Origin of the sequence: Frigoribacterium sp. CFBP 8751, assembly GCF_014841545.1 — a bacterium.
In the GTDB taxonomy this organism is placed as follows: domain Bacteria; phylum Actinomycetota; class Actinomycetes; order Actinomycetales; family Microbacteriaceae; genus Frigoribacterium.
In genome coordinates, this window is the sequence record NZ_JACYUB010000007.1 from 89,396 (window position 1) to 113,107 (window position 23,712).

Here is a 23,712-nt window from a genome sequence, read left to right on the forward strand (position 1 = left end):
CCTCATGCCCGATCAGCACGCCACTGCCGCGCCCTTCGACGCGTCCGGCTATTGGTACAGCAGCAGCACCGAAGAGCGCGGCGTCACGGTGCTGAACACCCTCCGCGCCTACCGCGCCGCCGAGGTCGCGATGCGGGCCCGCACCCGCAAGTCGATGAAGATGAACGACACCGACCTCGCCGCCCTGCGGTTCCTGCTCCGGGCCCAGCGGCTCGGCGACCCCGTCAGCGCGAAAGAACTTGCCGCCCAGCTGAAGATCACCTCGGCCTCGACGTCGGTGTTGATCAACCGTCTCGTCGCGAGCGGGCACATGCTGCGCCACCCTCACCCGTCCGACAAGCGCGGGGTCCTGCTGACCGCCACGGGCGAGTCGAACACCGAGGTGCGCGACACCATGGCGGCGATGCACGCCCGCATGATCTCGACGGCCGAGTCGCTCGACGCCGACCAGGCGGCCGTGGTCGTGGGCTTCCTGCAGCGCATGACGGCCGCAATCGAGATCGACGACCACCACGTCGACGGCGACCCGACCGACGGGGCGGACACCGGCCGAGCCTCGTCCTAGCCGTTGAGCGAACAACTGGTGAACTGACTAGATCGACTAACCATCGACGTGACAGTCTGACCGCACGACGCCGATTCACGGCGGTGTCGTGACCGTCCGAAGTCCCACCGTTCCGCCAGGCATCGCAGGGGTGCCGGAGACGAGCCGAACATGACCACGATCGACGTCGCTCGCAGCGACCGCACCACCTCGACCCGCAGCGCCTTCTCCGAGGTGCGCGACACCGCCCGCCGACGAACGCTGGCCGTCATCGCGACGGCTGCCACCGGCGCGAGCGTCAGTCTCGTCGCCGCCCTGCTCCTCGCGCTCGGCGTCATGCGATGACGAGCCCGTCGGGCTTCTCCGCCCAGCAGATGCAGGGTCTCACCCACGAGCAACTGGTGTCGTTCGTCCGCGGGTCGGTGACGACGGCCGTCTCGGCCGCCGACCTGCACGCCGTCAGACCGTCTCGACCTGCGCCGACGGGAGCCGTCTGCGCATGACGGCCACCGCCTCCTCGTTGCTGTCGACGAGCAGGTAACGACGACCGAGGGCATCCGCGACCGCTCCGGTGGTGCCGCTGCCGGCGAAGAAGTCGAGCACCCAGTCGCCCTCGCGGCTCGAGGCCTGCACGATGCGGCGCAGCACGCCCTCGGGCTTCTGCGTCGGGTAACCGGTCTTCTCACGACCCGTCGGCGACACGATGGTGTGCCACCACACGTCGGTCGGCAGTTTGCCCCGGGCGACCTTCTCGGGCGTGACGAGCCCGGGAGCCATGTACGGCTCGCGGTCGACGCTCGTCGAGTCGAAGTGGTACCTCTTGGGGTCTTTCACGTAGACCAGGATCGTGTCGTGCTTGGTCGGCCACCGGTTGCGGCTCTTGGCGCCGTAGTCGTAGGCCCAGATGATCTCGTTCAAGAAGCAGTCGCGCCCGAACAGGGCGTCGAGCAGCACCTTCGCGTAGTGCGCCTCGCGGTAGTCGAGGTGCAGGTAGAGCGTGCCGTCGGACGCGAGCAGCCGCCAGGCCTCGGCCAGGCGCGGCTCGAGGAACGACCAGTAGTCCTCGAAGCGGTCGTCGTAGCCCATCAGATCGCCGCGGATGCGCTCGTACTGCACGCCCTTGAAGCCCGTCACCGAGGTGATCGAGTCCTCGGCGCTGCGCACCGACGTCGTGGACCGGCGCCGCTGCTGGCGCCCCGTGTTGAAGGGAGGGTCGAGGTAGACGATCGTGAAAGCACCGTCGGGCAGGTGCACCGTGACGTCGAGGTTGTCGCCCTGGACCACGAGGCTCGGGGAGGCGGTGGTCCAGTCGAGGGGCATCCGACCATTCTGCTGCCTGTCGGGCACCGACACGTGCCCGACTCCCGGCCGGGGGCGCGTAGCGTGTCGGGATGACCACCGAGGTAGAGAACCGCCCCACGCAGAACCAGTACGCCCTCGTCGAGGACGGCGAGACGATCGGCTTCGCGGCCTACGACGTCGTCGGCCACGAGATCCGCTTCACCCACACCGAGATCGAGCCCAGCCGCCGTTCCGGTGGCCTCGGGGCCCAGCTCGTCCAGGGTGCCCTCGACGACGTGCGCGCGAACACCGACCTGCGCGTCGTGCCGCTCTGCCCGTTCGTGGTCGACTTCGTCGACGATCACGTCGACTACCGCGAGCTGCTCGACCGCTGACCGCGGTGCGGTCGCCGAGGCGGACGCAGAGCAGGAGGCGCGGGTCGCCTCGACGGCGACCCTCGCGTGCTCAGGGCACGCGCGCCAGCCACTCGGGCGTCGCGAACTTCGAGGTGACGAGTTGCTCGGCCTTCTCGAGCTCGGCCTCGGTGACGTGGCCCTCGGTCGCGCCGTAGAGACCGGTGAAGGTCTGCTTGAGGCGCTCGATGATCTCGGCGCGGGGCAGTCCGGTCTGGCTGCGCAGCGGGTCGACGCGCTTGGCGGCGCTGGTCGTGCCCTTGTCGCTCATCTTCTCGCGGCCGATGCGCAGGACCTGCACCATCTTGTCGCCGTCCATGTCGTACGACATCGTGGCGTGGTGCAGCAGGGCTCCGTTGCCCAGGCGCTTCTGAGCGGCCCCTCCGATCTTGCCCTTGGCGCTCGTGATGTCGTTGAGCGGCTGGTAGAAGGCGTCGATGCCGAGCGACTTGAGGGCGGTGATGACCCATTCGTCGAGGTACGCGTACGAGTCGGCGAAGCTCATGCCCTGCACGAGCTCGCCCGGGGCGTAGAGCGAGTAGGTCACGATCGACTGGGCGTCCATGAACATCGCGCCGCCGCCGCTGATGCGGCGCACCACCTCGAAGCCGTGGGTCGAGGCGGCGTCGAGGTCGACCTCGTTCTTCAACGACTGGAAGCTGCCGATGACCACGGCGGGCTGGTCCCACTCCCAGAAACGGAGGGTGGGCCCGCGGCGGCCCGCTCCGACCTCTTCGGTGAGCACCTGGTCGAGGGCGAGGTGCACGTTGGGCGACACCGGGGCGTCGTGGATGATCTGCCAGTCGTAGTCGCGCCAGTCGGTCGCCTTCGAGAGGCTGCGGCGGATCGCCACGGCGATCGCCTCGGCCGAGAAGCCGAGCAGCACCGCGTCATCCGGCAGCCCCTGCTTGATCGTCGCCGCGATCGTCGCCGCGTCGGACTCGACCGGCAGGCCGTTCACCGCCCGGTCGACGGCGTCGAGCGCCGTGTCGGGCTCGAGGAAGAAGTCACCGGCGAGACGGAACCCGGCGATGCGCCCTTCTCTGACGTCGAGGTCGACGACCACGAGCTTGCCGCCTGGGACCTTGTACTCACCGTGCATGGTCGCAGCCTATGCCTGGTGCCCCACGCGGTCGTCGAGCCAGCGCACCAGGTCGGCCACGACCTCGTCGCGGTTGGTCTCGCGGAACACCTCGTGCCGCGCGCCCTGGTAGACCACGAGCTCGACGTCGCTGAGCCGACTGCGGTTGACGTACGCGTCGGCGAGCTTGCGGGCGCTGGCCTCGCCGCCGAGCGGGTCGTCGTCGCCGACGAGCACGAGCACGGGCAGGTCGCTCGCGAGCCGGGTCGAGGGGCGACCCATCAGCCGCAGCGTGTCGGCCGTGCCGAACAGTTGACGGGCCGTCGCCTGCACCGACAGGGGGTCGGCCGCCATGGCGTCGACCACGGCCTGGTCGCGGCTGAGCCACTCGTAGCCGGTGTCGCCGAGGTGGGCGTGCCGGGCGTTCAGGTCGCCCGCGTTCATGCTGCCGGGCATCCGGTAGGCCGTGCCGCTCAGCACGACGGCGTCGAACCGGTCGGAGCCCTCGTCGACGAGCTTCTGGGCCATCAACGAGCCCCACGAGTGCCCGAGCAGCACGAGCGGCGAGCCGGGGTTCTCGGAACGTGCGATGCCCGTCAACCGGACCACCGCCTCCATCGCCCCGCGCAGCCCGGCCGGGCCGAGCCGGCCGAGCTTCGTGTGGTCGCCGTCCCACTGTCCGAGGCCGGTCTCGCCGTGGCCGAGGTGGTCGTTCGCGTAGACCGTGTAGCCGGCCCGCACGAGGTCCTGCGCGAGGTCGTCGTAGCGCAGGGCGTACTCGCCGAGGCCGTGCGCGATCTGCACCACGGCCTTGGGCGCTGCGGCCTTCCAGACGTAGTAGTGCACGGTCACGCCGTGGGCGTCGGTGAACTCGTAGTCGCCTCGGGCGGCGGAGAAGGTGGGCACGTGACCAGTCTCCCATCACCGGCCCGGCTGCGGCCCTGCCCCCGTCAGCGGCGGGCGTCGACGTCGGTGCGCACGACGCCGAACGCCTGGTCGAGGTCGACGTCGACCTCGGTGCCGTCGTCGAGGCGCACGTCGACCTCGTAGGCCACGCCGGCGTCGTCGCTGCGGTCGGCGTCGGTCACCGTGCCCCCACCGGCGGCGGCGAGGGCGGCGGCCGCGGCCCGGTCGTAGTCGGCGCCGGTCAGGTCGTCGTCGCGGGTCGAGTCGTCGACCGAGTCGTCGCGCCCCGAACCCGCGACGGGCGTCGGGGTGGCGTCCGAGCCGAGGGAGTCGTCGTCGTCACGGTCGTCGCCGGCGGGCGTCGGGGTGGCGCCGGAACCCCGCGAGTCGTCGTCGACGCGGCTCGAGGTGACGGAGTAGTCGCCGCCGAGCAGCACCGTCGCCTCGCGCCCGTCGGGCAGGACGACCTCGACCTCGTAACCGGCGAGTCCGTCGTCGAGGGTGTCCACCTCGGTCACGGTGCCGCCGCCGGTCTCGGCGAGCGCCGCCTCCTGGGCCCGGTCGCGGGTCTGCGCGGAGACGCCGTCGTCGAGGCCCGAGGCGAGCGCCACGCCGCCGCCGCCCAGCACGAGGACGCCCGCGATGCCGCCGGCGATCAGCAGGGACTTCTTCTTGGTGAGGGTGTTCTTCAGCATGGTTCGCTCCGTTCGTGGGGCCGCCGGGCGGCCGGTCTGTCGCTCTCTCGAGCTGGTGACCCCACTCTCGCGAGCGAGCACTGAAGCCGTGCTGAAGCCCGCTGAAGAACCGTTCAGGAGGCGCGGGTCGCCTCACCGGGGCAGGGCGGGTGGCCCTCGGGTCAGACGGGACCGGCGGGGAGGTCGACCACGAAGCGGGCACCCCCGAGCGGCGACGTGGTGATCGAGACCGAGCCCCCGTGCACCCGGACGATCTCGCGGACGATCGCCAGCCCCAACCCGCTGCCGCCCGAGTCGCGGGCGCGGGCCTCGTCCAGGCGGACGAACCGCTCGAAGACCCGCTCTCGGTCGGCCTCGGCGACCCCGGCCCCGTCGTCGTCGACGGTGAGCACGGCGCGCCCGTCGCGCTCGTCGAGGGCGACGGCGACGCGGGTGTCGGCGTGCCGGGCCGCGTTCGCCACGAGGTTGTGCACGACCTGGCCGAGCAGTCCCTCGTCGCCGTCCACGCGGGCCGGGCCGACGGCCGTGGCGTCGACGGCGAGCGACCCCCGACCGTCGGGACGGGCGACGCCGCGCAGGCGGGCGGTCTCGGCGACCACGAGATCGTCGAGGTCGACCGGGCGACGCGTCACCCCGAGGGCGCCCTCGTCCGCCCGGGCGAGGACCAACAGACCCTGCACGAGCGCCGTCAGCCGCGCCTCCTCGCCGAGGACGGTGTCGGCCAGGGCCGCACCGTCGATGCTGCCGGGGTGCAGCAGCGCGACCTCGGCGTGCTGCCTGATCGTGGCGAGCGGCGTCTTGAGCTCGTGCGAGGCGTCGCCGACGAAGCGCCGCTGGGCCGTCGCCGACGAGTCGAGCCGGTCGAGCATGCCGTTCAGCGTGCGGGCGAGGCGGGCGATCTCGTCGCTGCCACCCGGGTCGGGCAGCCGGCGCGACAGGCTCTGCGCCGTGACCGCGTCGACCTCGCGTCGCATCGACTCGACCGGGCGCAGGGCACGGCCGACCACGAGCCAGGTCGTGACGCCGAGCACGAGCAGCGCCACGGGGATCGCGACCCCGAGCGTCACGAGGCTGGCCGAGGAGGCGGCGCTCGCCTCGTCGAGGGAGCGCGCGGCCACGACGCCGTACTCGGTCGTCACCGTCTCGGCGGGTTCGGGGGTGGCCTCGGGCGTCGGGGTGGTGTCGACGGCGGCGTCGTCGGCGTCTTCCGCGGCGTCGTCATCGTCGTCGTCGCCGGACCGCGAGGACGCGGTCGGAGTGGGCGTCGGTTCCGCGCTCGGCGTCGGCGTCGGCGTGGTCTCGACCCCGACGTCGTCCCGTTCGACGACGAACCGGTCGCCGTCGAGCGTCACGCGGTCGCCCGACCCGGCCGCCGCGAGCGACGAGGCGGACTCGACGAGGTCGTCTTCTCCCCCGGCGGCGAGCACGCGGCCCGAGGAGTCGGTCACGACGACGAGGGCTCCCTCCGCCTCGCCCGCGACTGCCACGTCGGGCGTCGAACCGATCGCCAGGGCCGACACGGCGCGGTCCACGTCGGCCGAGGCGGACCGGCGCGGGCCGTCGGCGAGCACGGCCTGTTGCACGAGCGCGAAGACGAGCGTGAACACGCCGAGGGTCAGTGCGACGGCGAGCACGGCGGCCGCGGTGATGCGGGAGCGCAGCGACGCCCGTCGGGGGCGACCCGGCCCGGTGCCGGCCGAGGGCCCGGGCCCGGGCACCGGGACGCGAGGGGCGCGCTCAGCCACCCCGCGCCTCCAGACGGTAGCCCGCCCCGCGCAGCGTGACGATGGCCTCGCGCCCGAACGGGCGGTCGACCTTGTTGCGCAGGTGGCGCACGTAGACCTCGACGATGTTGGGGTCGCCCTCGAAGTCGTCGTTCCACACGCCGTCGAGCACCTCGCGCTTGGTGACGACGCTGCCGGCGTGGCGCATGAGGAACTCGAGCACCGCGAACTCGCGGCTGGTGAGCTCGACCGCGACGTCGCCGCGGTGGACGCTGCGGGAGGCCGGGTCGACGCGCAGGTCACCGGCCTCGAGCACGACCGGTCGTTCGCGGGCACCACGGCGGACCAGGGCGCGCAAGCGGGCCAGCAGGACGGCGAACGAGAACGGCTTGGTGAGGTAGTCGTCCGCGCCGGTGTCGAGGGCCTCGACCTGGTCCCACTCGCCGTCCTTGGCGGTGAGCACGATGACGGGGGTCCAGTCGCCGCCCTCGCGCATGGCCCGGCAGACGGCGTAGCCGCTCATGCCGGGCAGCATGATGTCGAGGACGACCACGTCGTAGGTGCCCTCGCGGGTGCGCCAGAGCCCGTCGGTGCCGGTCGCCGCGACGTCGACCGCGATGCCCTCGGCCTCGAGCCCGAGCCGCAACCCCTCGGCCAGGGTCGCCTGGTCCTCGACGACGAGCACGCGCACGGGGCCTCCCTCGGTCGCGCCGGGTGCGCGTCGTGCCCATCATGGCGGCCCGGCGCTGAAGCGCGGCTGAAGCGGGCCGACCGAGGAGGCGCGGCGCGGGACTCCCCGCATCGCGCCTCCTGCACACCGTCGTCAGTGCGCCGAGTAGCCGCCGTCGACGAGGTGGTAGCTGCCCGTGACGAACGACGCCTCGTCGCTCAGCAGGAACAGGACGAGCGCCGAGACCTCGGCGTCGGTGCCCAGGCGGCCGGTGGCGTGCTGCGACTCGAGGTACGAGAGCGCGTCGCCCTCGAGCGAGGCGCGCACGAGGGGCGTGTCGATGAAGCCGGGGCCGACCGCGTTCGTGCGGACGCCACGCTTCGAGTACTCGAGCGCCGCGACCTTCGTCAGGCCGACCAGGGCGTGCTTGCTGGCGACGTAGGCCGCGTTCTGGGCGATGCCGACCGAGCCGAGCACCGAGCTCATGTTGACGATCGAGCCGCCGCCGACCTCCACCATGGCGGGCAGCTGGTAGCGCAGGCCGTAGAAGACGCCGTCGAGGTCGACCGAGCGGACGCGGTCCCAGGCGGCGATGTCGTACTCGCCGATGTCGGCGGCCGGGGCGCCGATGCCCGCGTTGTTCACGGCGAGGTGCAGGGCGCCGTAGGTGGTCTTCGCGAACTCGACGGCCGCCTCGGACTGCTCGGGCTTCGCGGTGTTCTGCTCGAAGGCCACGGCCGTGCCGCCGGCGGCGACGATCTGGTCCACGACGCCCTGCGCCGCCTCGAGCTTGATGTCGGTGACGACCACCGACGCGCCCTCGGCCGCCAGGGACCGGGAGATCGCGGCGCCGATGCCGCTGCCTCCGCCGGTGACGAGTGCCGTCTTGTCGCTGAACCGTGCCATGGTGTGTGCCTCTCTCCGTTCGTGGGCCGGCCGTCGGGCCGGTCGGGCTCGTCGACGAGCCCGCCTGCGAACATACGCCCGCATCGACACTCGGACAACAGGTGTCGCTTTGCCCTCGGCGAAATTCGTGCAGTCCGTGCAGCCCTGCTCGTTCAGGGGCAGGGTGGCGGGATGACCTCCCCCACGTCCTCCTCGCCGTCCACCGCCGTCCTCTTCGACATCGACGGCACCCTGGTGGACTCGAACTTCGCGCACGTCGACGCCTGGTCGCGGGCCTTCAGCGACGTCGGCCACCCCGTCGACAGCTGGCGCATCCACCGGTCGATCGGCAAGGACTCGGCCCTGCTGGTCGAGGGGCTGGTCGGGAACGACGCCGCCGCGCGCCTCCTCGACGACGCGAAGGACGCGCACTCGCGCCACTACGCCGAGCACCTCGGCGACGAGGGCGACCTGCACGTCTTCGAGCGGGCGACCGACCTGCTCGCCGAGCTCGCGCGCCGGGGGCACGGGGTCGTGCTCGCCACGAGCGCGCCCGAGGACGAGCTGAAGGCGCTGCGCGGCCTGCTCGACGTCGAGGACGCCCTGTGGGCCGTCACGTCGAGCGAGGACGTCGAGACCGCCAAACCCGACCCCGGCATCGTCGAGGTCGCCCTCGAGAAGGCGGACGTGCCGGCCGAGCGCGCCGTGATGGTCGGCGACGCCGTGTGGGACGTCGAGGCCGCGCACCGGGCGGGCGTGACCTGCGTCGGCGTGCTGAGCGGCGGCTTCTCCCGGGCCGAGCTGGTCGAGGCCGGGGCCGAGGAGGTCTACGACGACGTGGCCGACCTGCTCGCCCGGCTCGACGAGAGCGTGATCGGTCGGCTCGGACGCGCCTGAGGCGGGGCGTCCTCGGAGACCGCCCCCGCGCCTCCTGGTCCGTGGGCGGCGCGACCCGGGCTCAGGCCGCCTGGTCCGTGGGCGGCGCGACCCGGGCTCAGGCCGCGGCACCGCCGACGTTGACCATCCAGTGCTGACCGAAGCGGTCGTCCAGCATGCCGAACGAGTCGCCCCACGGCGCCTGCGACAGGGCCTCGTGCACGGTTCCGCCCTCGGCGAGCGCGGCGAACCACGTCGTCAGCTCGTCCGCGTCGTCGGGTCCGCCGAAGAGCGAGAGCGACACGCTGCTCGCCTCCTCGAGCGGGTACGAGTCGGGGCGGTCCGCCCCCATCAGCAGCAGACCCGACGGCGTCTTCAGCTGGGCGTGCATGACCTTCCCGGCCTCGTCGGGGGTGCCCACCCCGAACTCGCCGAAGGTGCTGAAGGTGGGGCTGCCGCCGAAGACGGAGGCGTAGAAGTCGAACGCCTCCCTCGTCTCGGAGCGGAACGCCAGGTACGGGGTGAGCTGCACGGTCACGGGGTCCTCCTCGGGTCACGGCGCCGGTCGGCGTCGAGCCCAGGGTGGCACCGCCCGGTCCGGCGCACCAGCCCCGGATGGACGGCAGGAGGCGCGGGTCGCGTCGCCGAGGTCGGGTCGCGTGGGTGCCGCCCGACGCCCCGTGGGTCAGGTCGCCGGGGTCCCGGGTCGCGACGAGGCCCACACCTGCACGGCCAGACCGACCGCGATGAACCCGAGCATCAGCGCGCCCATCACGACGGCCGTGCCGCCGAGTGCCCCGGCGAGCGGGGTCGCGGCGCCGCCGAGCCCGAACTGCAGCCCACCCGCGAGCGCGGCGGCCGTGCCGGGCGCGCGGTGCCCGAGCGCCTGCGTCAGCGTGATCGACCCGGGGATGACCCAGCCCCAGCCCGCCGTCACGAGGGCGAGCGCGGGCCAGATCAGTGCCGGGCCGACGCCGGTCAGCGCACCGACGAGCACGAGGGCCGAGCCCACGGTGCAGGTGACGAGGCCGGCGGTGAAGAGGTGGTCCTCGGCGAAGCGCCCGACGAGTCGGCGGAACACCAGGGTCGAGGCGATCATGCACGACGCGTTCGAGGCGAAGACGAGCGTGTAGAGGCCCTCGCCGAAGCCGTACTGCTCCTGGAAGACGAACGACGACGTGGCGATGTACGAGAAGAAGCCGATCGTCGCGGCGCAGCCCGTCACGAGGTACCAGCGGAAGCGCGGCATCGCGAGCAGCGTGCCCATCCGTCGCAGGGACGCGAGCAGCGAACCCGCACCCGGCTCGGGATCGACGAGCGTCTCGGGCAGGCGCCGCGCGGCCGCCCAGGTCAACGCGGCGCCGAGCACCGCCAGCACGACGAACGTCGCCCGCCAGCTCGACACCGAGAGCACGACGCCGCCCACGAGCGGCGCGACGACCGGACCGACGGCGTTGATCGCGGCGAGCGTCGCGAAGAGCCTGCTGCGCACGAGGCCCGTCGTCGAGTCCCCCACCATGGCCCGTGCCGCCACCGAGCCCGCCGCGCCGCCGAGACCCTGCGCGACACGTGCGACGACGAGGGTGGCCGCGTCGGGAGCCACGGCGCAGGCGATCGAGGCGAGGGCGAACAGGACGGTCCCGCCCAGCAGGATGCGCCTCCTGCCCCGACCGTCGCTGATCGGCCCGATCACGATCTGGCCGACCGCGAACGCGACGAGGAACGCCGTCAGGCTGAGCTGCACCTCGGCCGTCGTCGCCCCGAGGTCGCGCGCGATGGCCGGCAGCGCGGGGATGTACATGTCGGTCGCGAACGGCGAGATGCCCACGATGAGCGCCACCGTCAGCACGGCCCCACGCCCGGTCAACCAGGAGGGGCGGCTCGGCTCGGCCGGGACGTCGTCGTCGCTCATCGGTCCGAGCCTAGGCGCACGCCGTCCGGGCCAGACGTTTACTTAGCCGAACTAAACGAGTATCGTGGCCCGGCGATGACCGACTCCGCGCCTCCTGCCCCCTCCGCCACCCGGGCCGTGCCGCACGCCCACCTCGCGACCGACGTCCGCGGGGCCGTGCTGCGACTCGCCCGTCGACTGCGCCAGCAGAAGGCCGACGCCGACGTCACGGACGCCCAGATGGCCGCTCTCGGCTACGTCGTGCAGAACCAACCGTTGACGATCGGGGCGTTGACCGCCCACGAGGGCGTCACTCCCCCGTCGATGAACCGCACCGTCGGCAAGCTCGTCGACGCCGGGCTACTGCGTCGCACGGTCGACGACGACGACAAACGCCGCGTGCTGCTCGAGACGACCGAGGCCGGTGCCGCCTTCGTGTTCGAGACGCGTCGACGCCGTGACGAGTGGCTCGTGCCCCGCCTCTCGGCCCTGACCCCCGACGAGCGTCGCACCCTGGCCGACGCCACCGAGATCCTGCGGAAGCTGACGCGCTCGTGACGGCCATGTTCCGCAGCCTGTCGCTGTTCAACTACCGCCTCTGGTTCGCCGGCGCGCTCGTGTCCAACATCGGCACCTGGATGCAACGGACGGCGCAGGACTGGCTCGTCCTCACCGACCTGACCGACAACGACGCCACGGCGCTCGGCATCACCATGGCGCTTCAGTTCGCGCCGCCGATCCTGATGGTGCCGATCACCGGGCTGATCGCCGACCGGTTCGACCGGCGGCGGCTGCTGATGGTGACGCAGCTGAGCATGGGCCTGCTCGGGCTCGGCCTGGGCGTGCTCGTGCTGACCGACAGCGTGCAGCTCTGGATGGTCTACCTCTTCGCCCTGTTGCTCGGCGTCGCGGCCGCGATCGACGCCCCGGTGCGGCAGAGCTTCGTGTCCGAGCTCGTGCCCCCCGGCCACCTGACGAACGCCGTCAGCCTGAACTCGGCCTCGTTCAACGGCGCCCGCCTGATCGGCCCCGCCGTCGCCGGCGTGCTCATCGCGACGATCGGCACGGGCTGGGTGTTCCTGATCAACGCCGGCTCGTTCGCCGCCGTGCTGCTGTCGCTGCGGTTCATCCGCGTCGCGCAGCTCGAGCTGAAACCGGCGGTGTCGCGGGCCAAGGGCCAGATCCGCGAGGGGTTCCGGTACGTGCGCGAGCGACCCGACCTCGTCGTCGTCTTCGTCATGGTGTTCGTCATCGGCACCTTCGGCCTCAACTTCGCCATCTTCACCTCGACCATGGCCAGCGTCGAGTTCGGTGTCGACGCGAGCGGGTTCGGCCTGCTGTCGTCGGCGATCGCGGTGGGGTCGCTGGTCGGCGCCCTGCTCTCCGCCCGACGCGAGAAGCCTCGCTGGCGCGTGCTCGTCACGGCGGCCCTGGCCTTCGGCGTCACCTGCCTCGTCGCCGCCGTCATGCCGACCTACTGGAGCTTCGCGGCCGTGCTCGTCACCGTCGGACTCGCCTCGATCACCCTGATGACGACGGCGAACGCCACCGTGCAGCTGACCACGGCACCCCGCATGCGAGGGCGCGTCATGGCGCTCTACATGGCCGTCTTCACCGGTGGCACGCCCCTCGGCGCACCGATGGTCGGCTGGGTCGCGAACGTCGCCGGACCGCGCTGGGCCATCGGCGTCGCCGCGGCGTCGGGCTTCGTGGCGGCCGGCGTCGCCGTCGTGTGGCTCGTGCGCGGGCAACACCTGCGGGTGCGCCGCGTCCGCGGGGGCGAGCCCGACCCCGTCACCGGAGCACTGCCCGTGCTCGGGGCGGGCCGGTTCCACTACCGCCTGCAGCACGACGGCGACGCGGCCGCGGCCGCGGCCCGGGCACGCGACGAGACCGCGGCCGAGTTGGCCGTCGACGAGGGCACGGCGACGCGACCGTCCTGACCAGGAGGCGCGGCGCCGGCGGGTCAGAGGCGCGCGTAGACCAGCAGGGACGCCAGCATCACGACGAACGGCGCGACCAGCAGCACGTTGAGCAGCTTGTGCTCGACCATGACGGCCACCCACTCGCGCAGGAAGGCGCTCGGCACGTAGTACGCGGCGGTGGGGGCCCCGACCACGTCGGCGCTGCTGCCGGCGTCCCGTGCCAGCAGGGCGGCACGCAGCACGTGGTAGTTGTTCGTCACGACGAGGGTCGGCCCGGTCCGACCGGCGTCGGCGAGCACCCGACCCGACAACACGAGGTTCTCGCGGGTCGAGCGCGACGCCGTCTCGGGTAGCACGTCGGCCGGGTCGGCACCCTGGGCGATCAGGTACTCGGCCATGGCCTCACCCTCGGGACGCGGTTCGTCGGTCCCCTGACCGCCCGACGGCACGAGCACCGGCCGCCTCACGCCCTCGGGAGTCGCGCGGTAGATCGCCAGCGCCCGGTCGAGTCGGCTGCGCAGCAACGGCGGCACCTCGCCACGGATCAGACCGGAGCCGAGCACGATCAGGGCGTCGGGCTGCTCGCGCACCCGGGGTCGGGCGTAGACGAGTGACCACAGGGTGAACGCGGCGAACGTGAGCGCGGCGTAGCCGGTGACGAAGACCACGACGATGCCGAGCCCCACGGCTGCGTCCTGGAGGGCCGCGACGTCCGACCGGCGACCGGCCTCGACGATCACGACGACGAGCAACGGCACGCCGATCAGCGCGATGCCGACCAACAACGACAGCAGGTTGCCGAGGCTGCGCCCTTCGGACCGGAGCATGGTGACGCCGTTCGCGATCGCGAAGACGGCGAGCGCGAGGACGAGCAGGGGCACGAGCGCCACGGCGACGAGGAACACGAAGACGAGCGGCGGGAACGCGGCGACGAGGACGTTCGCGGCGGCGACGACCCCGAACCCCCCGGCCATCAAGAGGAAGACCCCGTTGCGGAACCTCCGGGCGTCCCGTCGACGCGACACGGCGAAGAGCAGGAGGAAGACGGCGGCGATGCCGACCGAGATCGCGGTCATTGCCCGAGGCTACCGGCGTGAGGCCCCAGGAAGTCGCTTGGACCCCCGCGCGCGCGGAAGGGTCTCGGCGAGATCCTGGGGTCTCAGGACGCGACTCGCGCGGTCAGCGGTCGAAGAGGTTGCCGAGGCCGGGGATCTGGAACCCCTCGCCGAGGTTGCCGAGCTGGTCGCCCAGCCCGCCCACCTGGTCGCCGAGGCCGCCGACCTGCTCGCCCAGGCCGCCGAGGTACTCCTCGCCGCCTGCGGTCAGACCGTCGAGCCCTTCGAAACCGAACCCGTTCGTCAGCTGGTCGAAGTCGATGCCCGACGTCACGGCGTCGGACAGCAGGGGCAGGGCGACGCTGCTGACGGCGGCCGCACCGGCCACGGCGACTGCGAGGCCCGCGACCCCGGCCACTCCGGCGCCGACCGCGGCACCCGCCGCGACCTTGCCACCCGTGCTGCCGAGCACGCGCTTCATCAGCCCGGGGTGCGCGGTCTCGCCGCGCGTCGCCGCCCGGGCGAGGTCGGCGGGGGAGCTCGAGGCGGGACGTTCGCCCTGGGGCACCTCGGCGCTCAGGCGGGCGAGCACCTGCTGGCGCTGCTCGGGGGTGAGCCGCTCGAACGCGTCGCGGTGCACCTGCTCGAGCTGCTGCGGCGGGGCGGTCTGCAGCAGGTAGTCGTACTTGGCGAGGGCCGCACGATCGGCGGCGGAGCCCTGCGGGGCGTGCCCACCCGTCGCCGGACGACCGACGCCCTGCTGAGGTGCGCCGTACCCGCCACGCTGCGGCTGCTGCCGGCCCTGCTGCGACTGCACGGTCTGACGGTCGTCGCCGGTGACCTTGTCGGAGACCTTGCGCACCATGTCGCGCCAGTCGGTGGAACCGCCGGACGCACCACCGCGCCCGGTCGAGGAAGAAGAGGAGTTGCCGAGCGCACGCGCGGCGGCACCCAGGAGACGGTCGAAGTTGGCCATGCCCCCGATCCTCCCGGCCCCGCATCCGAGAAGCCCCCGCAGAAGCCGAGCATCGCCCGGGAACGGCGCGTCCACCTCCACGGGTTACGGTCGAGCCCCCGTCGGGGTTACATTCGCAGGGGACGTCCGCGCGGGCCCGACTCGCGGCGTGCGCCCCACGGACAGGAGGTGTCGCATGGGCAAGGCAGCAGTCACGGGCTGGGTCGCTCTCGCGATGCTCGTCTCGGGTGCCGCGCTCGTCATGGCCGCCACCTTCCGCCTCGCGAGCGTGGGCCTCTTCGCCGGCGGCTTCCTGCCGATCGGCGACCTCGACTTCGTCACCATCGCGATCTGGCTGCTGGGCGCCGCCCTCGCCGTGGGCGGCGTCGCGATCGCGCTCGTCGGGCTGACCGACCGGGTGCTCGGCGCCCTGCCGCGCGACGAGCCCGACCGCGGTCTCGAGCACGAGGCCGCCCGTGGGACGGCACCGGTCACCACGCGTCCGGCGGCCCGGGAGGCGCGGGTCCTGCCCGCAGGACGACCGACGTCCGCCGCCGTGCTCGCGTCCGCCCCCGTGGTCGCCGCCGCACCGACCCCGGCGGTCGCCTCCGCCCCGAGCACGCCCGTCGAGAACGAGTCCGCTCCCCTGGCCGCGCCCGAGCCGTCCCCCGAGCCGGTGACCGCGGGCCCGACCCTCGCCGAGCGCCTGCGTCCCGTCCTCGCGTCCGCCGCCGCCCACGTCGCGGCCGCCACGCGCGCCGCCGGCGACGCCCTGGCCCGTGCCGGCCGAGCCACGGCCCGGAGCATCCGTCACGCCTCGGAGGCCCTGGTCGCCTGGGTCCGACGCACGACGCCCGTCGTCGTCGCGTGGTTCCGCACGACGGGCACCACCGTGGCGACCCGCACCCGACCGGCCGCTCGTTCGACCTGGGACGGCGTCCGTCACGGCAGTCGAGCCACCGCGGCCGGAGCCGCCGTCGCCGCCCGGGCCACGGGGGCGACCGCACGCCGCGCCTCCTCGGCCGCCGCCACCCGCGCCCGCGACAACGCTCGCTCGCTCGCGGCGACGCGCGCCGCGTCCCGGGCCGCCGCCCGCCAGGCCGAGCTCGATCGGGAGTCGGCCCGACAGGCCGCGCGCCTCGACTTCCTGGCCTCGCGACGCGCCCCGGTGACGCCTACCCCGGCGGTCGACGCCGCGGTGGACGCCGCGGTCGAGCGCGAGTCCGCCCCGCTCTCGCACACCGCCTGACGCACACACCCGCACGAGCACTCCACCCGACGACGACGCCGAGTGGACAGGGCACCGCGGCGTGCGGGGGTGCCGTGTCGACCCGACGGTGTCGCCGAGCGGTCTCCCCTAGGCTCGCCGCATGCGCGTACCCCTCGGATTCGTCGGCCTGGTCGCCGTGGCCCTCGCCGTGACGGGCTGCACGAACGTCGACGCCGGGGTCGGTGAACGACCCGAGCGCGCCTCCTCGTCCGCGGTGGTGGCGTCGGGGGCCGCGACGGCCGACGGCGTCGTGCTGCCGCCCGAGGGCGCCCGCTTCGACTACCAACTGGGAGGCGCGTCGCCGGTCCCCGACGGAGCCACCGTCGTCGCCCGCGACAGCACCGACGACCCCGCCGAGGGCGCCTACGGCATCTGCTACGTCAACGGGTTCCAGACGCAGCCCGGAGTCGAGTGGCCGGACGAGCTGCTCGTGCGGACGGCCGACGGCGAACCGCTGGTCGACCCGGGCTGGCCGGACGAGCACCTGTTCGACCTGTCCACCGAGGCGAACCGGCAGGCCGTGGCCGAGCACCAGGCCTCGACGATCGACGGGTGCGCCGCCTCGGGCTACCAGGCGGTCGAGTTCGACAACCTCGACTCGTGGACGCGGTCGGACGACGCCTTCGGCGAGGACGACGCGGTCGCCTTCGCGACGCTGCTCGTCGCGCGGGCCCACGCGGCCGGGCTGGCGACGGCGCAGAAGAACACCGCCGACCTCGGTGCCCGGGGCCGCGACGAGGTCGGCTACGACTTCGCCGTCACCGAGGAGTGCGACCGCTACGACGAGTGCGACGCCTTCACGGACGTCTACGGCGGGCTCGTGTTCGACGTCGAGTACACCGACGACCTCCGCGGCTCGATCGCCGAGGTCTGCGCCCGCGTCGGCGAGCTCGACCCGGCCCCCTCGACCATCGTGCGCGACCACGACCTGGTGCCGGCCGACGACCCGGCCCACGCCTACACGGCCTGCTGACCCGCGCCTCCTGAGCCCCCGGCGGGCCGGGCCGCCCTAGGCCTCGCGGGTGATCTCGACGGTGACGAAGAGCTCGCTGTTCGACGACCCCGCGTAGACACCGCGCAGCGGCGGCACGTCGCGGTAGTCGCGGCCCTGGCCGACGACCACGTGGCGTTCGCCGATGTCGATCAGGTTGGTGGGGTCGTAGCCGTGCCAGGTGCCGCAGAAGAACTCGACCCAGGCGTGGGACTCGCCCGTGACGGTCTCGCGCAGCTCGGCCGAGGGCTTCGGGTGCAGGTAGCCGCTGACGTAGCGCGCCGGGATGCCCGCCGCCCGCAGCGCACCGACCGTGACGTGGGCGATGTCCTGGCAGACGCCGGCCCGGGCGGCCCACGACTCGGCGGCCGTGGTCTTCACGTTGGTGACGCCCGGCAGGTACCGCACCGCGCCTCCGACCGTCTCGCAGATCGCCATCGCGGCGGCGCACGGGTCGGCGTGCGACGCCCGTGCCTCGGTGCCGACCTCGGCCAGGTCGACCGGAGGCGCGGTGAGGGGCGTCTGCTCGAGGTGCTCGACGAACGACGTGCTGGCCCCCGCGACCGCCGCCAGGTCGTCCCACGAGATCGTCTCGGACGGATGCGCCTGAGGTCGCACCTCGACGAGCGAGGTCGCGGTCAGCGACAGCTGCCGGTGCGGCAGCAGCACCTCGAACGACGACACCCGCGTGCCCCAGTAGTCGACGTACTCGTGCGACGCGGCGACGGGTTCGATGCGCAGGTGCGACGAGAGCACGAACTGGCCCTCGGTGTGCGCGGGCAGCATGCGCGCCTCGTTGTAGCTCGCGACCGCCTCGCCCTGGTACGAGAAGCCCGTCAGGTGCCGGATGCGCAGCCGGCTCACGATCGCTCCCCCACCCAGGTCGGTGCCGCGCTCGTCGGGAAGTACCGTTGCCGGATCGCCTCGGACGCGGCGCTCGTCGCGGCCTGCACGGTGTCCATCTGGCCGGGCAGGTCGTCGAGGATCTCGCCGATCGGCCGGTACTCGAGCTCGCTGCGCATCTGACCGAGGATGCGCACCCCGCTGTCGGACGCCGCCACCCGGTGGTTCGTCGGCTCGACGTCGCGCAGGCAGGCCTCGGCCCGACTGATGGCGAACAGCACGCTGCGCGGGAACAACCGGTCGAGCAGCAGGAACTCGGCGGCGTTGCGAGCGCTCGGCACGCCCCGGTAGGTGCGCAGGTAGGCCTCGTACGCACCGCACGACCGCAGGATCGTCGTCCACGACGGGCCGGACGCCTCCGTCAGCGTGCGGGTCGCGAGCAGGCGCGCGGTCATGTCGGCCCGCTCGATCGACCGGCCGAGGGTGAAGAACTGCCACACCTCGTCGCGGCTCGTCGCGCTCTCGATGATCCCCACGGCGAGCGCGCTGCGCTCGCGCACCCAGGCGAAGAACTCGTGCACCTTGTCGTCGGCGACCTTGCGCGGCATGCGGGCGCGCGTCGTGTTGAGGCACTCCCACAGCTCGGTCGAGACGATCTCGCGGGCCCGTCGGGCGTTCTCGCGGGCGGCGCCGAGCGAATAGGCGATGGAGGCCGGGTTGTGCCGGTCGACCGCCAGCATCGACAGCACGTCGCCCCGGGCCAGGTCGCCCTCGGGGGCGTCGCTGCCCATCACGGCGAGGAGGCTGCGGCAGGCGACGTCCTCCTCGATCCAGGGGTCCTCGAGCAGCAGCTGCAGGTGCACGTCGAGGATGCGTGCCGTGCCGTCCGACCGCTCGATGTAGCGGCCGATCCAGAACAGGCTCTCGGCGATGCGGCTCAGCATGATGGCCCTTCGGTCGGGGTGGCTCCGCGGTCGGGAACGCGGGACGCAGGAGGCGCGGGTCGGCTTCGTGACCCGGCCCGCACCTCCTTCGCCTGTTGCTGTTGCGCCTGCTGGTCGTTGCGGGGGTCGTCCTGGGGCGCGTGGTCGGGGCTGTGGTCGGCCGCGGCGGCCGCGGCCTCGGCGAGCTGCTCGGGCGTGACGATCGGGATCGACTGGGTCGGGGTCGTCTGCTCGGCGATCAGCGCGCTCACGTCGTGACCGGCCCAGGCGTTGACGTCGCCGCCGACGATCCAGGTGTCCTTCGAGCCGCCGCCCTGGCTGCTGTTGACGACCAGCTGCCCCTCGGGCAGGGCGACCCGGGTGAGGCCGCCGGGCAGCACCCACACGTCGTCGCCGTCGTGCACGGCGAACGGCCGGAGGTCGGCATGGCGGGGGCGGAGGCCGTCGTCGACCAGGGTCGGGATCGTGCTGAGCTGCACGACGGGCTGCGCGATCCAGCCGCGAGGGTCGCGTTGCAGCTGCGTGCGCAACTCGTCGAGCTCGCGTCGACTCGCGGCCGGACCGACGACGAGGCCCTTGCCGCCCGAGCCGTCGACCGGCTTGACGACGAGCTCGTCGAGGCGGTCGAGCACCTCGTCCAGGGCGCCGGGGTCCTCGAGCCGCCAGGTGTGCACGTTCGGCAGCAGCGCCTCCTCGCCCAGGTAGTAGCGGATCAGCTCGGGCAGGTAGGTGTAGACGAGCTTGTCGTCGGCGACGCCGTTGCCCACCGCGTTCGCGATCGTCACCGTGCCGAGACGGGCGGCCATCAGGAGGCCCGGCGAACCGAGCACCGAGTCGGCGCGGAACTGCAGGGGGTCGAGGAACTCGTCGTCGACGCGGCGGTAGATCACGTCGACGCGTTCGGGTCCGCCGGTGGTCCGCATGAAGACGCGGCCGCCCGAGCAGTAGAGGTCGCGGCCCTCGACCAGCTCGACGCCCATGAGGCGCGCCAGCAGGGTGTGCTCGTAGTAGGCGGAGTTGAACACCCCGGGGGTCAGCACGACGACGGTCGGCTCGTCGACTCCCGACGGGGCGCTCTTCTTCAGGGCGGCGAGCAGCCGGTTGGGGTAGTCGCCCACCGGACGCACGCGCATGGAGACGAACAGCTCGGGCAGCGTCTGCGCCATGACGCGACGGTTCGAGATCACGTAGCTGACGCCGCTCGGCACCCGCACGTTGTCCTCGAGCACGCGCCAGGCACCCGCCTCGTCGCGGATCAGGTCGATGCCGCTCACCTGGATGCGCACGCCGTTGGCCGGGTCGATGCCGCTCGCCTGCCGGTGGAAGTGGCTCGAACTCGTGATCAGGCTCGCCGGGATCACCCCGTCGGCGATGGCGGTCTGCGGGCCGTAGACGTCGGCGAGGAACGCCTCGAGGGCCTTGACCCGCTGCTTGATGCCGCGCTCGACGGTCGTCCACTCGGCGTGCTCGACGACCCGCGGCACGGCGTCGAGCGGGAACGGCCGCTCCTCGCCGGCGAAGTCGAAGGTGACGCCCTGCGCCAGGTACGAGTCGGCGAGCGCCGCGGTGCGGCCCCGCAGGTCGTCCTGCGTCATGCCCTCGAGCGTCGCGTGGATCTCGTGGTAGGCCCGACGGGGCGTGCCGTCCGGCTCGAACATCTCGTCCCACGCGGCGGCCGACGGACGGGCGCCGGCTGGTCGGGTGCCGACCGACCGGGCCGCGGCACCCGTGGTGGTCGCGTATCCCTCGAAGAGCTCACCCATGGCTCGACGCTAGCCAGGGGGTGTTGCCGGGGTGTTTCGGCCGTGCGGCGGGGGTGTGTCGGGGGCTCGGAGGTGGCTATGCGACACGTGTCGTCCGGGTGTCTGGCCGGGTGTCGGCCGGGCGTCGGCCGGGCGTGGGCCGAGCGTCGGCCGACCGAGGGGCAGGACAAAAGCGAACAACGGGCGCTTCCCACCAATCCGATTTGTAACAGAGAACTCCCAGGAGGAATAGCGTCACCCCCGAACGACAAGAACGTCCCACTGGGAGGACCCCCACATGCGCTTCAAGTACCTCGTCATCGCCCTCATCGCGTTCCTCGCGTACACCTACGGAGCCAAGGCCGGAAAGGGTCGCTACAAGGAGATCAGCAACTTCTTCGACTCGTTCTGGAACGACCCCAAGGTGAAGAAGGCGCGTGCCCAGGCCAAGAAGGACGTCGCCAAGGCCCGCAAGGCCGCGGTGAAGAAGGCCCGCAAGGCCGCGCACTAGTCCTTCCAGCCGCAGGGGCCCGAGAGGACGACCTTCTCACGGGCCTCTTCGCATGCGGCCGTCACACGGACCCCGCTGGCACGCACCCGATCCCGACCGTCTCAGCAGCATCAGCGCAACCCGCGCACCAAACGAAAAGGAACACATCATGGGCTTCCTCGCCTTCATCCTCCTCGGCCTCATCGCCGGTGCCATCGCCAAGCTCATCCTCCCCGGCCGTCAGGGCGGCGGCTGGATCGCCACCCTGATCCTCGGTGTCATCGGCGCCCTCATCGGTGGCTGGATCGGCGGAGCCGTCTTCAACGTCGGCTACGACGGCTTCTTCAGCATCCAGAGCTGGATCATCGCCATCCTCGGTGCGCTCGTCGTCCTCGTCATCTGGGGCTTCATCACCGGCCGCAAGGGCAGCCGCGCGTAAGCAGCTCCCCCCGCACCACGACAGAGCGGGCCGTCCCTCCGGGGGCGGCCCGCTCCGTCGTCTCCAGGGGCGCCTTGCCGTTCCCGGCGTGCCCGCACCCCACCCGCGCCTCCGCGCCCCGTGTGCCGAACCCGCCGTGCCGCACCCCACCCGTGCCTTCGCGCCCCGCGTGCCGAACTCGCACCTCCGCGCCCCGCACTCCGCACCCCCGCACTCCGCGTGCCGAACCCGACCCGCACCTCCACACCCCGCGTGCCGAACCCGACCCGCACCTCCACACCCCGCACCCCGCGTGCCGAACCCGACCCGCACCTCCCCACCCCGCGTGCCGAACCCGACAACCGCCGCGCGCCACGCCGCTCATCTCCGCCCCACGGCCCCGATCCCCAGCCGACCGTCGCGAAGTGCACACGGCGGCCAGGCAGCAGGGGCGCCAGGGGCAGCGGGTGCGGGTGCGAGACTCGGGGCATGTGGACGCAGAATCGGCCCGACCCCGACCTCGAGGTGCCGGAGGCGGTGGTCACGGCCGCGCGCGGCGACGCGATCACGGCGGTCTGGCGGAACGAGGCCGGAGGCACCACGTACCGCCTCGGCGACGGGCCGACCCGGCGCTTCGCGAAGTGGGCCCCGCACGGCAGCGGCCTCGACCTGCACGCCGAGGAGATGCGGTTGCGCTGGGTCGTCGACTTCACCCCCGCCCCCCGCGTGCTCGAGATCGGCGGCGACGACGCGGGCGAGTACCTGGTGACGGCGGGTGTGCCGGGGCGCAGCGCCGTCGACCTGCTCTGGGCCGCCGACCCGGCGACCGCCGCGCGCGAGGCGGGACGAGGGCTGAGGCGACTGCACGACGTGCTGCCGGTCGACGAGTGCCCGTTCGGTTGGTCGGTGGACGACCGCATCGCGACCAGCGAGAAGGCTCGCACCGCGCCTCCTGGACTCGGCGACCCGCCGGCGATCGACCGCCTCGTCGTCTGCCACGGCGACCCCTGCGTGCCCAACACGTTGATCGGCGACGACGGACTCTGGTCGGGGCACGTCGACTTCGACGCCCTCGGCGTCGCCGACCGCTGGGCCGACATCGCCGTCGCGACGATGAGCCTCGGCTGGAACTACGGCCCCGGCTTCGAGCAGACCTTCCTCGACTCGTACGGCGTCGCCGACGACCCCGTCCGCACGGCGTACTACCGGGCGCTCTGGGCCGCGACGTGAACTGGGCGAGCAGGTAAAATGGGACGATCCGAGCCAGCCGCCATCGTCCGGGAGCGACCATGACACCGCCGTCCGACCCTGCACAGCTGACCCTTTTCCGACAGCGGTCGGTCCACGAGGCCGAGCACAGCGGCGAGATGGAGGGCCTGCACGTCGACTCCGACACGTCGTCGGATGCCGTCGACTACGTGGCGGGGCGGATCGACTCCGACGAGCTCGTCGCCCGGGCGCGGGCTCGCTACGGACTTGCCTGACGGCGTCGACCCGTACGTCGATCCGGCCACGGGAATCCTTCGGAATCTCGTCGGCGCGACCGATCGGCGGTCGTTGGACGAAGCCGAGGGTGCCCTCGCGTTCGCCCGGCTCGTCCAGCTCTCGGACCACGAGGCTCCGAGCACGCGCGACCTGGCCGAGCTCTGTGGCATCCACCGTCACCTGTTCCAGGACGTGTACGACTGGGCCGGCACGCCGCGCATCGTCGACATCCGCAAGAACACCCCTGGTGCCGAGCATTTCCTGCCCTGGTCGATGATCGAGCGAGCATCGGCTTTCGCGTTCGACGAGCTGCGGGCCGACGACCACCTCCGCGGCATGGACAGGACGCGGTTCGTCGAGAGGCTCGCCCACCATTTCGACGCGATCAACTACATCCATCCGTTCCGCGAAGGCAACGGCCGGGCCCAGCGGGTCTTGTGGGGCCGGATCGCCGAGGACGCGGGCCGGCGCCTCGACTGGCGCTCGATCGACTCCACCACCAACGTGGCAGCCTGTCGTGCGGCGTCGGAACGCCAGGACTTCGAGCCGTTGCTCGCGCTCTTCGACGACGTGGTCGTCGACGCGACGTGACCCGGGCGACGTCGCACCCGGGCCCACGACGCCACGA

At 72.7% G+C, this 23,712-nt stretch carries 27 protein-coding genes; 13 read left to right on the forward strand and 14 right to left on the reverse strand.

Annotated features, from left to right (window positions below; all coding sequences use genetic code 11):
- The first annotated feature begins 4 nt into the window (after positions 1-4).
- Both IFT88_RS15140 and IFT88_RS15145 read left to right on the forward strand, forming a co-directional pair.
- Positions 5-565, forward strand: coding sequence for a MarR family winged helix-turn-helix transcriptional regulator (locus IFT88_RS15140; RefSeq protein ID WP_137848128.1), 561 nt, complete (start codon positions 5-7; stop codon positions 563-565).
- 150 nt (positions 566-715) lie between these two features.
- Entirely contained in the window at positions 716-889 is a 174-nt protein-coding gene (locus IFT88_RS15145; protein WP_156155460.1) for a hypothetical protein, read from the forward strand.
- 114 nt (positions 890-1,003) lie between these two features.
- On the opposite strand, the gene IFT88_RS15150 is transcribed toward IFT88_RS15145, so the two are convergent.
- Complete coding sequence (locus IFT88_RS15150) at positions 1,004-1,864, reverse strand: DNA-methyltransferase (protein WP_192121539.1); 861 nt, start codon at positions 1,862-1,864, stop codon at positions 1,004-1,006.
- Between the two features lie 71 nt (positions 1,865-1,935).
- Here IFT88_RS15150 and IFT88_RS15155 point away from each other — a divergent pair, with 71 nt between their 5' ends.
- A complete protein-coding gene (locus IFT88_RS15155) occupies positions 1,936-2,220 on the forward strand; it encodes a GNAT family N-acetyltransferase (RefSeq protein ID WP_043593575.1) in 285 nt (94 codons plus the stop codon).
- A 70-nt stretch (positions 2,221-2,290) separates the two neighbouring features.
- On the opposite strand, the gene IFT88_RS15160 is transcribed toward IFT88_RS15155, so the two are convergent.
- From IFT88_RS15160 to IFT88_RS15185, 6 genes are all read right to left on the reverse strand, one after another.
- Complete coding sequence (locus IFT88_RS15160; RefSeq protein ID WP_192121541.1) at positions 2,291-3,340, reverse strand: lipoate--protein ligase family protein; 1,050 nt, start codon at positions 3,338-3,340, stop codon at positions 2,291-2,293.
- A 9-nt stretch (positions 3,341-3,349) separates the two neighbouring features.
- Positions 3,350-4,225 (reverse strand): alpha/beta fold hydrolase, encoded by an 876-nt coding sequence (locus tag IFT88_RS15165; protein WP_137848129.1) that lies wholly within the window; start codon positions 4,223-4,225, stop codon positions 3,350-3,352.
- 44 nt (positions 4,226-4,269) lie between these two features.
- Positions 4,270-4,920: a PepSY domain-containing protein gene (locus tag IFT88_RS15170; protein ID WP_192121544.1), complete on the reverse strand. Its 651-nt coding sequence runs from the start codon at positions 4,918-4,920 to the stop codon at positions 4,270-4,272.
- Between the two features lie 161 nt (positions 4,921-5,081).
- Entirely contained in the window at positions 5,082-6,665 is a 1,584-nt protein-coding gene (locus tag IFT88_RS15175) for an ATP-binding protein (RefSeq protein WP_342212173.1), read from the reverse strand.
- Complete coding sequence (locus IFT88_RS15180) at positions 6,658-7,335, reverse strand: response regulator transcription factor (protein ID WP_043593570.1); 678 nt, start codon at positions 7,333-7,335, stop codon at positions 6,658-6,660. Before IFT88_RS15180 ends, IFT88_RS15175 begins: the two co-directional genes overlap by 8 nt.
- Positions 7,336-7,467: 132 nt before the next feature.
- Entirely contained in the window at positions 7,468-8,220 is a 753-nt protein-coding gene (locus IFT88_RS15185) for an SDR family NAD(P)-dependent oxidoreductase (protein WP_192121546.1), read from the reverse strand.
- 171 nt (positions 8,221-8,391) lie between these two features.
- Here IFT88_RS15185 and IFT88_RS15190 point away from each other — a divergent pair, with 171 nt between their 5' ends.
- Positions 8,392-9,096 carry an HAD family hydrolase gene (locus IFT88_RS15190; RefSeq protein ID WP_192121548.1) on the forward strand — a complete coding sequence of 235 codons (705 nt, stop codon included), beginning with the start codon at positions 8,392-8,394 and terminating at the stop codon, positions 9,094-9,096.
- Positions 9,097-9,193: 97 nt separating this feature from the next.
- Here the strand turns inward: IFT88_RS15190 and IFT88_RS15195 are convergent, their stop codons facing one another.
- Both IFT88_RS15195 and IFT88_RS15200 read right to left on the reverse strand, forming a co-directional pair.
- Complete coding sequence (locus IFT88_RS15195) at positions 9,194-9,613, reverse strand: VOC family protein (RefSeq protein WP_192121550.1); 420 nt, start codon at positions 9,611-9,613, stop codon at positions 9,194-9,196.
- 147 nt (positions 9,614-9,760) lie between these two features.
- A complete protein-coding gene (locus IFT88_RS15200; RefSeq protein ID WP_192121553.1) occupies positions 9,761-10,987 on the reverse strand; it encodes a multidrug effflux MFS transporter in 1,227 nt (408 codons plus the stop codon).
- Positions 10,988-11,062: 75 nt separating this feature from the next.
- Between IFT88_RS15200 and IFT88_RS15205 the strand changes: the two genes are divergently transcribed.
- Both IFT88_RS15205 and IFT88_RS15210 read left to right on the forward strand, forming a co-directional pair.
- Positions 11,063-11,524, forward strand: coding sequence for a MarR family winged helix-turn-helix transcriptional regulator (locus IFT88_RS15205; RefSeq protein ID WP_043593561.1), 462 nt, complete (start codon positions 11,063-11,065; stop codon positions 11,522-11,524).
- Complete coding sequence (locus IFT88_RS15210; RefSeq protein WP_082452481.1) at positions 11,521-12,909, forward strand: MFS transporter; 1,389 nt, start codon at positions 11,521-11,523, stop codon at positions 12,907-12,909. The genes IFT88_RS15205 and IFT88_RS15210 overlap by 4 nt, the downstream gene beginning before the upstream one ends.
- A 23-nt stretch (positions 12,910-12,932) precedes the next feature.
- On the opposite strand, the gene IFT88_RS15215 is transcribed toward IFT88_RS15210, so the two are convergent.
- Both IFT88_RS15215 and IFT88_RS15220 read right to left on the reverse strand, forming a co-directional pair.
- Positions 12,933-13,967: a YdcF family protein gene (locus IFT88_RS15215; protein ID WP_192121555.1), complete on the reverse strand. Its 1,035-nt coding sequence runs from the start codon at positions 13,965-13,967 to the stop codon at positions 12,933-12,935.
- A gap of 103 nt (positions 13,968-14,070) precedes the next feature.
- A complete protein-coding gene (locus tag IFT88_RS15220; RefSeq protein ID WP_192121557.1) occupies positions 14,071-14,922 on the reverse strand; it encodes a cation-transporting ATPase in 852 nt (283 codons plus the stop codon).
- A 175-nt stretch (positions 14,923-15,097) separates the two neighbouring features.
- Here IFT88_RS15220 and IFT88_RS15225 point away from each other — a divergent pair, with 175 nt between their 5' ends.
- Both IFT88_RS15225 and IFT88_RS15230 read left to right on the forward strand, forming a co-directional pair.
- Positions 15,098-16,150, forward strand: a complete 1,053-nt coding sequence (locus tag IFT88_RS15225; RefSeq protein ID WP_192121559.1) for a hypothetical protein — start codon at positions 15,098-15,100, stop codon at positions 16,148-16,150.
- 121 nt (positions 16,151-16,271) lie between these two features.
- The gene (locus IFT88_RS15230; RefSeq protein ID WP_192121561.1) at positions 16,272-17,144 is read left to right on the forward strand and encodes an endo alpha-1,4 polygalactosaminidase; all 873 of its coding nucleotides are present in this window, start codon (positions 16,272-16,274) and stop codon (positions 17,142-17,144) included.
- Between the two features lie 36 nt (positions 17,145-17,180).
- On the opposite strand, the gene IFT88_RS15235 is transcribed toward IFT88_RS15230, so the two are convergent.
- Genes IFT88_RS15235 through IFT88_RS15245 form a run of 3 tightly spaced genes read right to left on the reverse strand, consistent with a single transcriptional unit; the run spans position 17,181 to position 20,712 of the window.
- On the reverse strand, positions 17,181-18,026 hold the full coding sequence (locus IFT88_RS15235) for a transglutaminase family protein (RefSeq protein WP_043595803.1): 846 nt from the start codon (positions 18,024-18,026) through the stop codon (positions 17,181-17,183).
- Positions 18,023-18,949: an alpha-E domain-containing protein gene (locus IFT88_RS15240; RefSeq protein ID WP_043595802.1), complete on the reverse strand. Its 927-nt coding sequence runs from the start codon at positions 18,947-18,949 to the stop codon at positions 18,023-18,025. Before IFT88_RS15240 ends, IFT88_RS15235 begins: the two co-directional genes overlap by 4 nt.
- Entirely contained in the window at positions 18,943-20,712 is a 1,770-nt protein-coding gene (locus IFT88_RS15245) for a circularly permuted type 2 ATP-grasp protein (protein ID WP_192121563.1), read from the reverse strand. Before IFT88_RS15245 ends, IFT88_RS15240 begins: the two co-directional genes overlap by 7 nt.
- A gap of 277 nt (positions 20,713-20,989) precedes the next feature.
- Here IFT88_RS15245 and IFT88_RS15250 point away from each other — a divergent pair, with 277 nt between their 5' ends.
- The 5 genes from IFT88_RS15250 to IFT88_RS15270 all read left to right on the forward strand — a co-directional run bounded on the left by IFT88_RS15250 (position 20,990) and on the right by IFT88_RS15270 (position 23,675).
- Positions 20,990-21,202, forward strand: coding sequence for a hypothetical protein (locus IFT88_RS15250; RefSeq protein ID WP_055978025.1), 213 nt, complete (start codon positions 20,990-20,992; stop codon positions 21,200-21,202).
- Positions 21,203-21,350: 148 nt separating this feature from the next.
- The gene (locus IFT88_RS15255; RefSeq protein WP_043595797.1) at positions 21,351-21,620 is read left to right on the forward strand and encodes a GlsB/YeaQ/YmgE family stress response membrane protein; all 270 of its coding nucleotides are present in this window, start codon (positions 21,351-21,353) and stop codon (positions 21,618-21,620) included.
- A gap of 468 nt (positions 21,621-22,088) precedes the next feature.
- The gene (locus tag IFT88_RS15260; protein WP_192121565.1) at positions 22,089-22,829 is read left to right on the forward strand and encodes an aminoglycoside 3'-phosphotransferase; all 741 of its coding nucleotides are present in this window, start codon (positions 22,089-22,091) and stop codon (positions 22,827-22,829) included.
- Positions 22,830-22,888: 59 nt separating this feature from the next.
- Positions 22,889-23,083 carry an antitoxin VbhA family protein gene (locus IFT88_RS15265; protein WP_192121567.1) on the forward strand — a complete coding sequence of 65 codons (195 nt, stop codon included), beginning with the start codon at positions 22,889-22,891 and terminating at the stop codon, positions 23,081-23,083.
- Positions 23,084-23,156: 73 nt separating this feature from the next.
- Positions 23,157-23,675 carry a Fic/DOC family protein gene (locus IFT88_RS15270; protein ID WP_249409076.1) on the forward strand — a complete coding sequence of 173 codons (519 nt, stop codon included), beginning with the start codon at positions 23,157-23,159 and terminating at the stop codon, positions 23,673-23,675.
- Positions 23,676-23,712 lie beyond the last annotated feature (37 nt).

Bases quoted from the DNA above. Each gene is read 5' to 3' on its own strand.
- IFT88_RS15140 (WP_137848128.1), top strand. From the start codon at position 5: ATGCCCGATCAGCACGCCACTGCCGCGCCCTTCGACGCGTCCGGCTAT.
- IFT88_RS15145 (WP_156155460.1), top strand. From the start codon at position 716: ATGACCACGATCGACGTCGCTCGCAGCGACCGCACCACCTCGACCCGC.
- IFT88_RS15150 (WP_192121539.1), bottom strand. From the start codon at position 1,864: ATGCCCCTCGACTGGACCACCGCCTCCCCGAGCCTCGTGGTCCAGGGC.
- IFT88_RS15155 (WP_043593575.1), top strand. From the start codon at position 1,936: ATGACCACCGAGGTAGAGAACCGCCCCACGCAGAACCAGTACGCCCTC.
- IFT88_RS15160 (WP_192121541.1), bottom strand. From the start codon at position 3,340: ATGCACGGTGAGTACAAGGTCCCAGGCGGCAAGCTCGTGGTCGTCGAC.
- IFT88_RS15170 (WP_192121544.1), bottom strand. From the start codon at position 4,920: ATGCTGAAGAACACCCTCACCAAGAAGAAGTCCCTGCTGATCGCCGGC.
- IFT88_RS15185 (WP_192121546.1), bottom strand. From the start codon at position 8,220: ATGGCACGGTTCAGCGACAAGACGGCACTCGTCACCGGCGGAGGCAGC.
- IFT88_RS15190 (WP_192121548.1), top strand. From the start codon at position 8,392: ATGACCTCCCCCACGTCCTCCTCGCCGTCCACCGCCGTCCTCTTCGAC.
- IFT88_RS15200 (WP_192121553.1), bottom strand. From the start codon at position 10,987: ATGAGCGACGACGACGTCCCGGCCGAGCCGAGCCGCCCCTCCTGGTTG.
- IFT88_RS15205 (WP_043593561.1), top strand. From the start codon at position 11,063: ATGACCGACTCCGCGCCTCCTGCCCCCTCCGCCACCCGGGCCGTGCCG.
- IFT88_RS15215 (WP_192121555.1), bottom strand. From the start codon at position 13,967: ATGACCGCGATCTCGGTCGGCATCGCCGCCGTCTTCCTCCTGCTCTTC.
- IFT88_RS15220 (WP_192121557.1), bottom strand. From the start codon at position 14,922: ATGGCCAACTTCGACCGTCTCCTGGGTGCCGCCGCGCGTGCGCTCGGC.
- IFT88_RS15225 (WP_192121559.1), top strand. From the start codon at position 15,098: ATGGGCAAGGCAGCAGTCACGGGCTGGGTCGCTCTCGCGATGCTCGTC.
- IFT88_RS15230 (WP_192121561.1), top strand. From the start codon at position 16,272: ATGCGCGTACCCCTCGGATTCGTCGGCCTGGTCGCCGTGGCCCTCGCC.
- IFT88_RS15240 (WP_043595802.1), bottom strand. From the start codon at position 18,949: ATGCTGAGCCGCATCGCCGAGAGCCTGTTCTGGATCGGCCGCTACATC.
- IFT88_RS15245 (WP_192121563.1), bottom strand. From the start codon at position 20,712: ATGGGTGAGCTCTTCGAGGGATACGCGACCACCACGGGTGCCGCGGCC.
- IFT88_RS15250 (WP_055978025.1), top strand. From the start codon at position 20,990: ATGCGCTTCAAGTACCTCGTCATCGCCCTCATCGCGTTCCTCGCGTAC.
- IFT88_RS15255 (WP_043595797.1), top strand. From the start codon at position 21,351: ATGGGCTTCCTCGCCTTCATCCTCCTCGGCCTCATCGCCGGTGCCATC.
- IFT88_RS15260 (WP_192121565.1), top strand. From the start codon at position 22,089: ATGTGGACGCAGAATCGGCCCGACCCCGACCTCGAGGTGCCGGAGGCG.
- IFT88_RS15265 (WP_192121567.1), top strand. From the start codon at position 22,889: ATGACACCGCCGTCCGACCCTGCACAGCTGACCCTTTTCCGACAGCGG.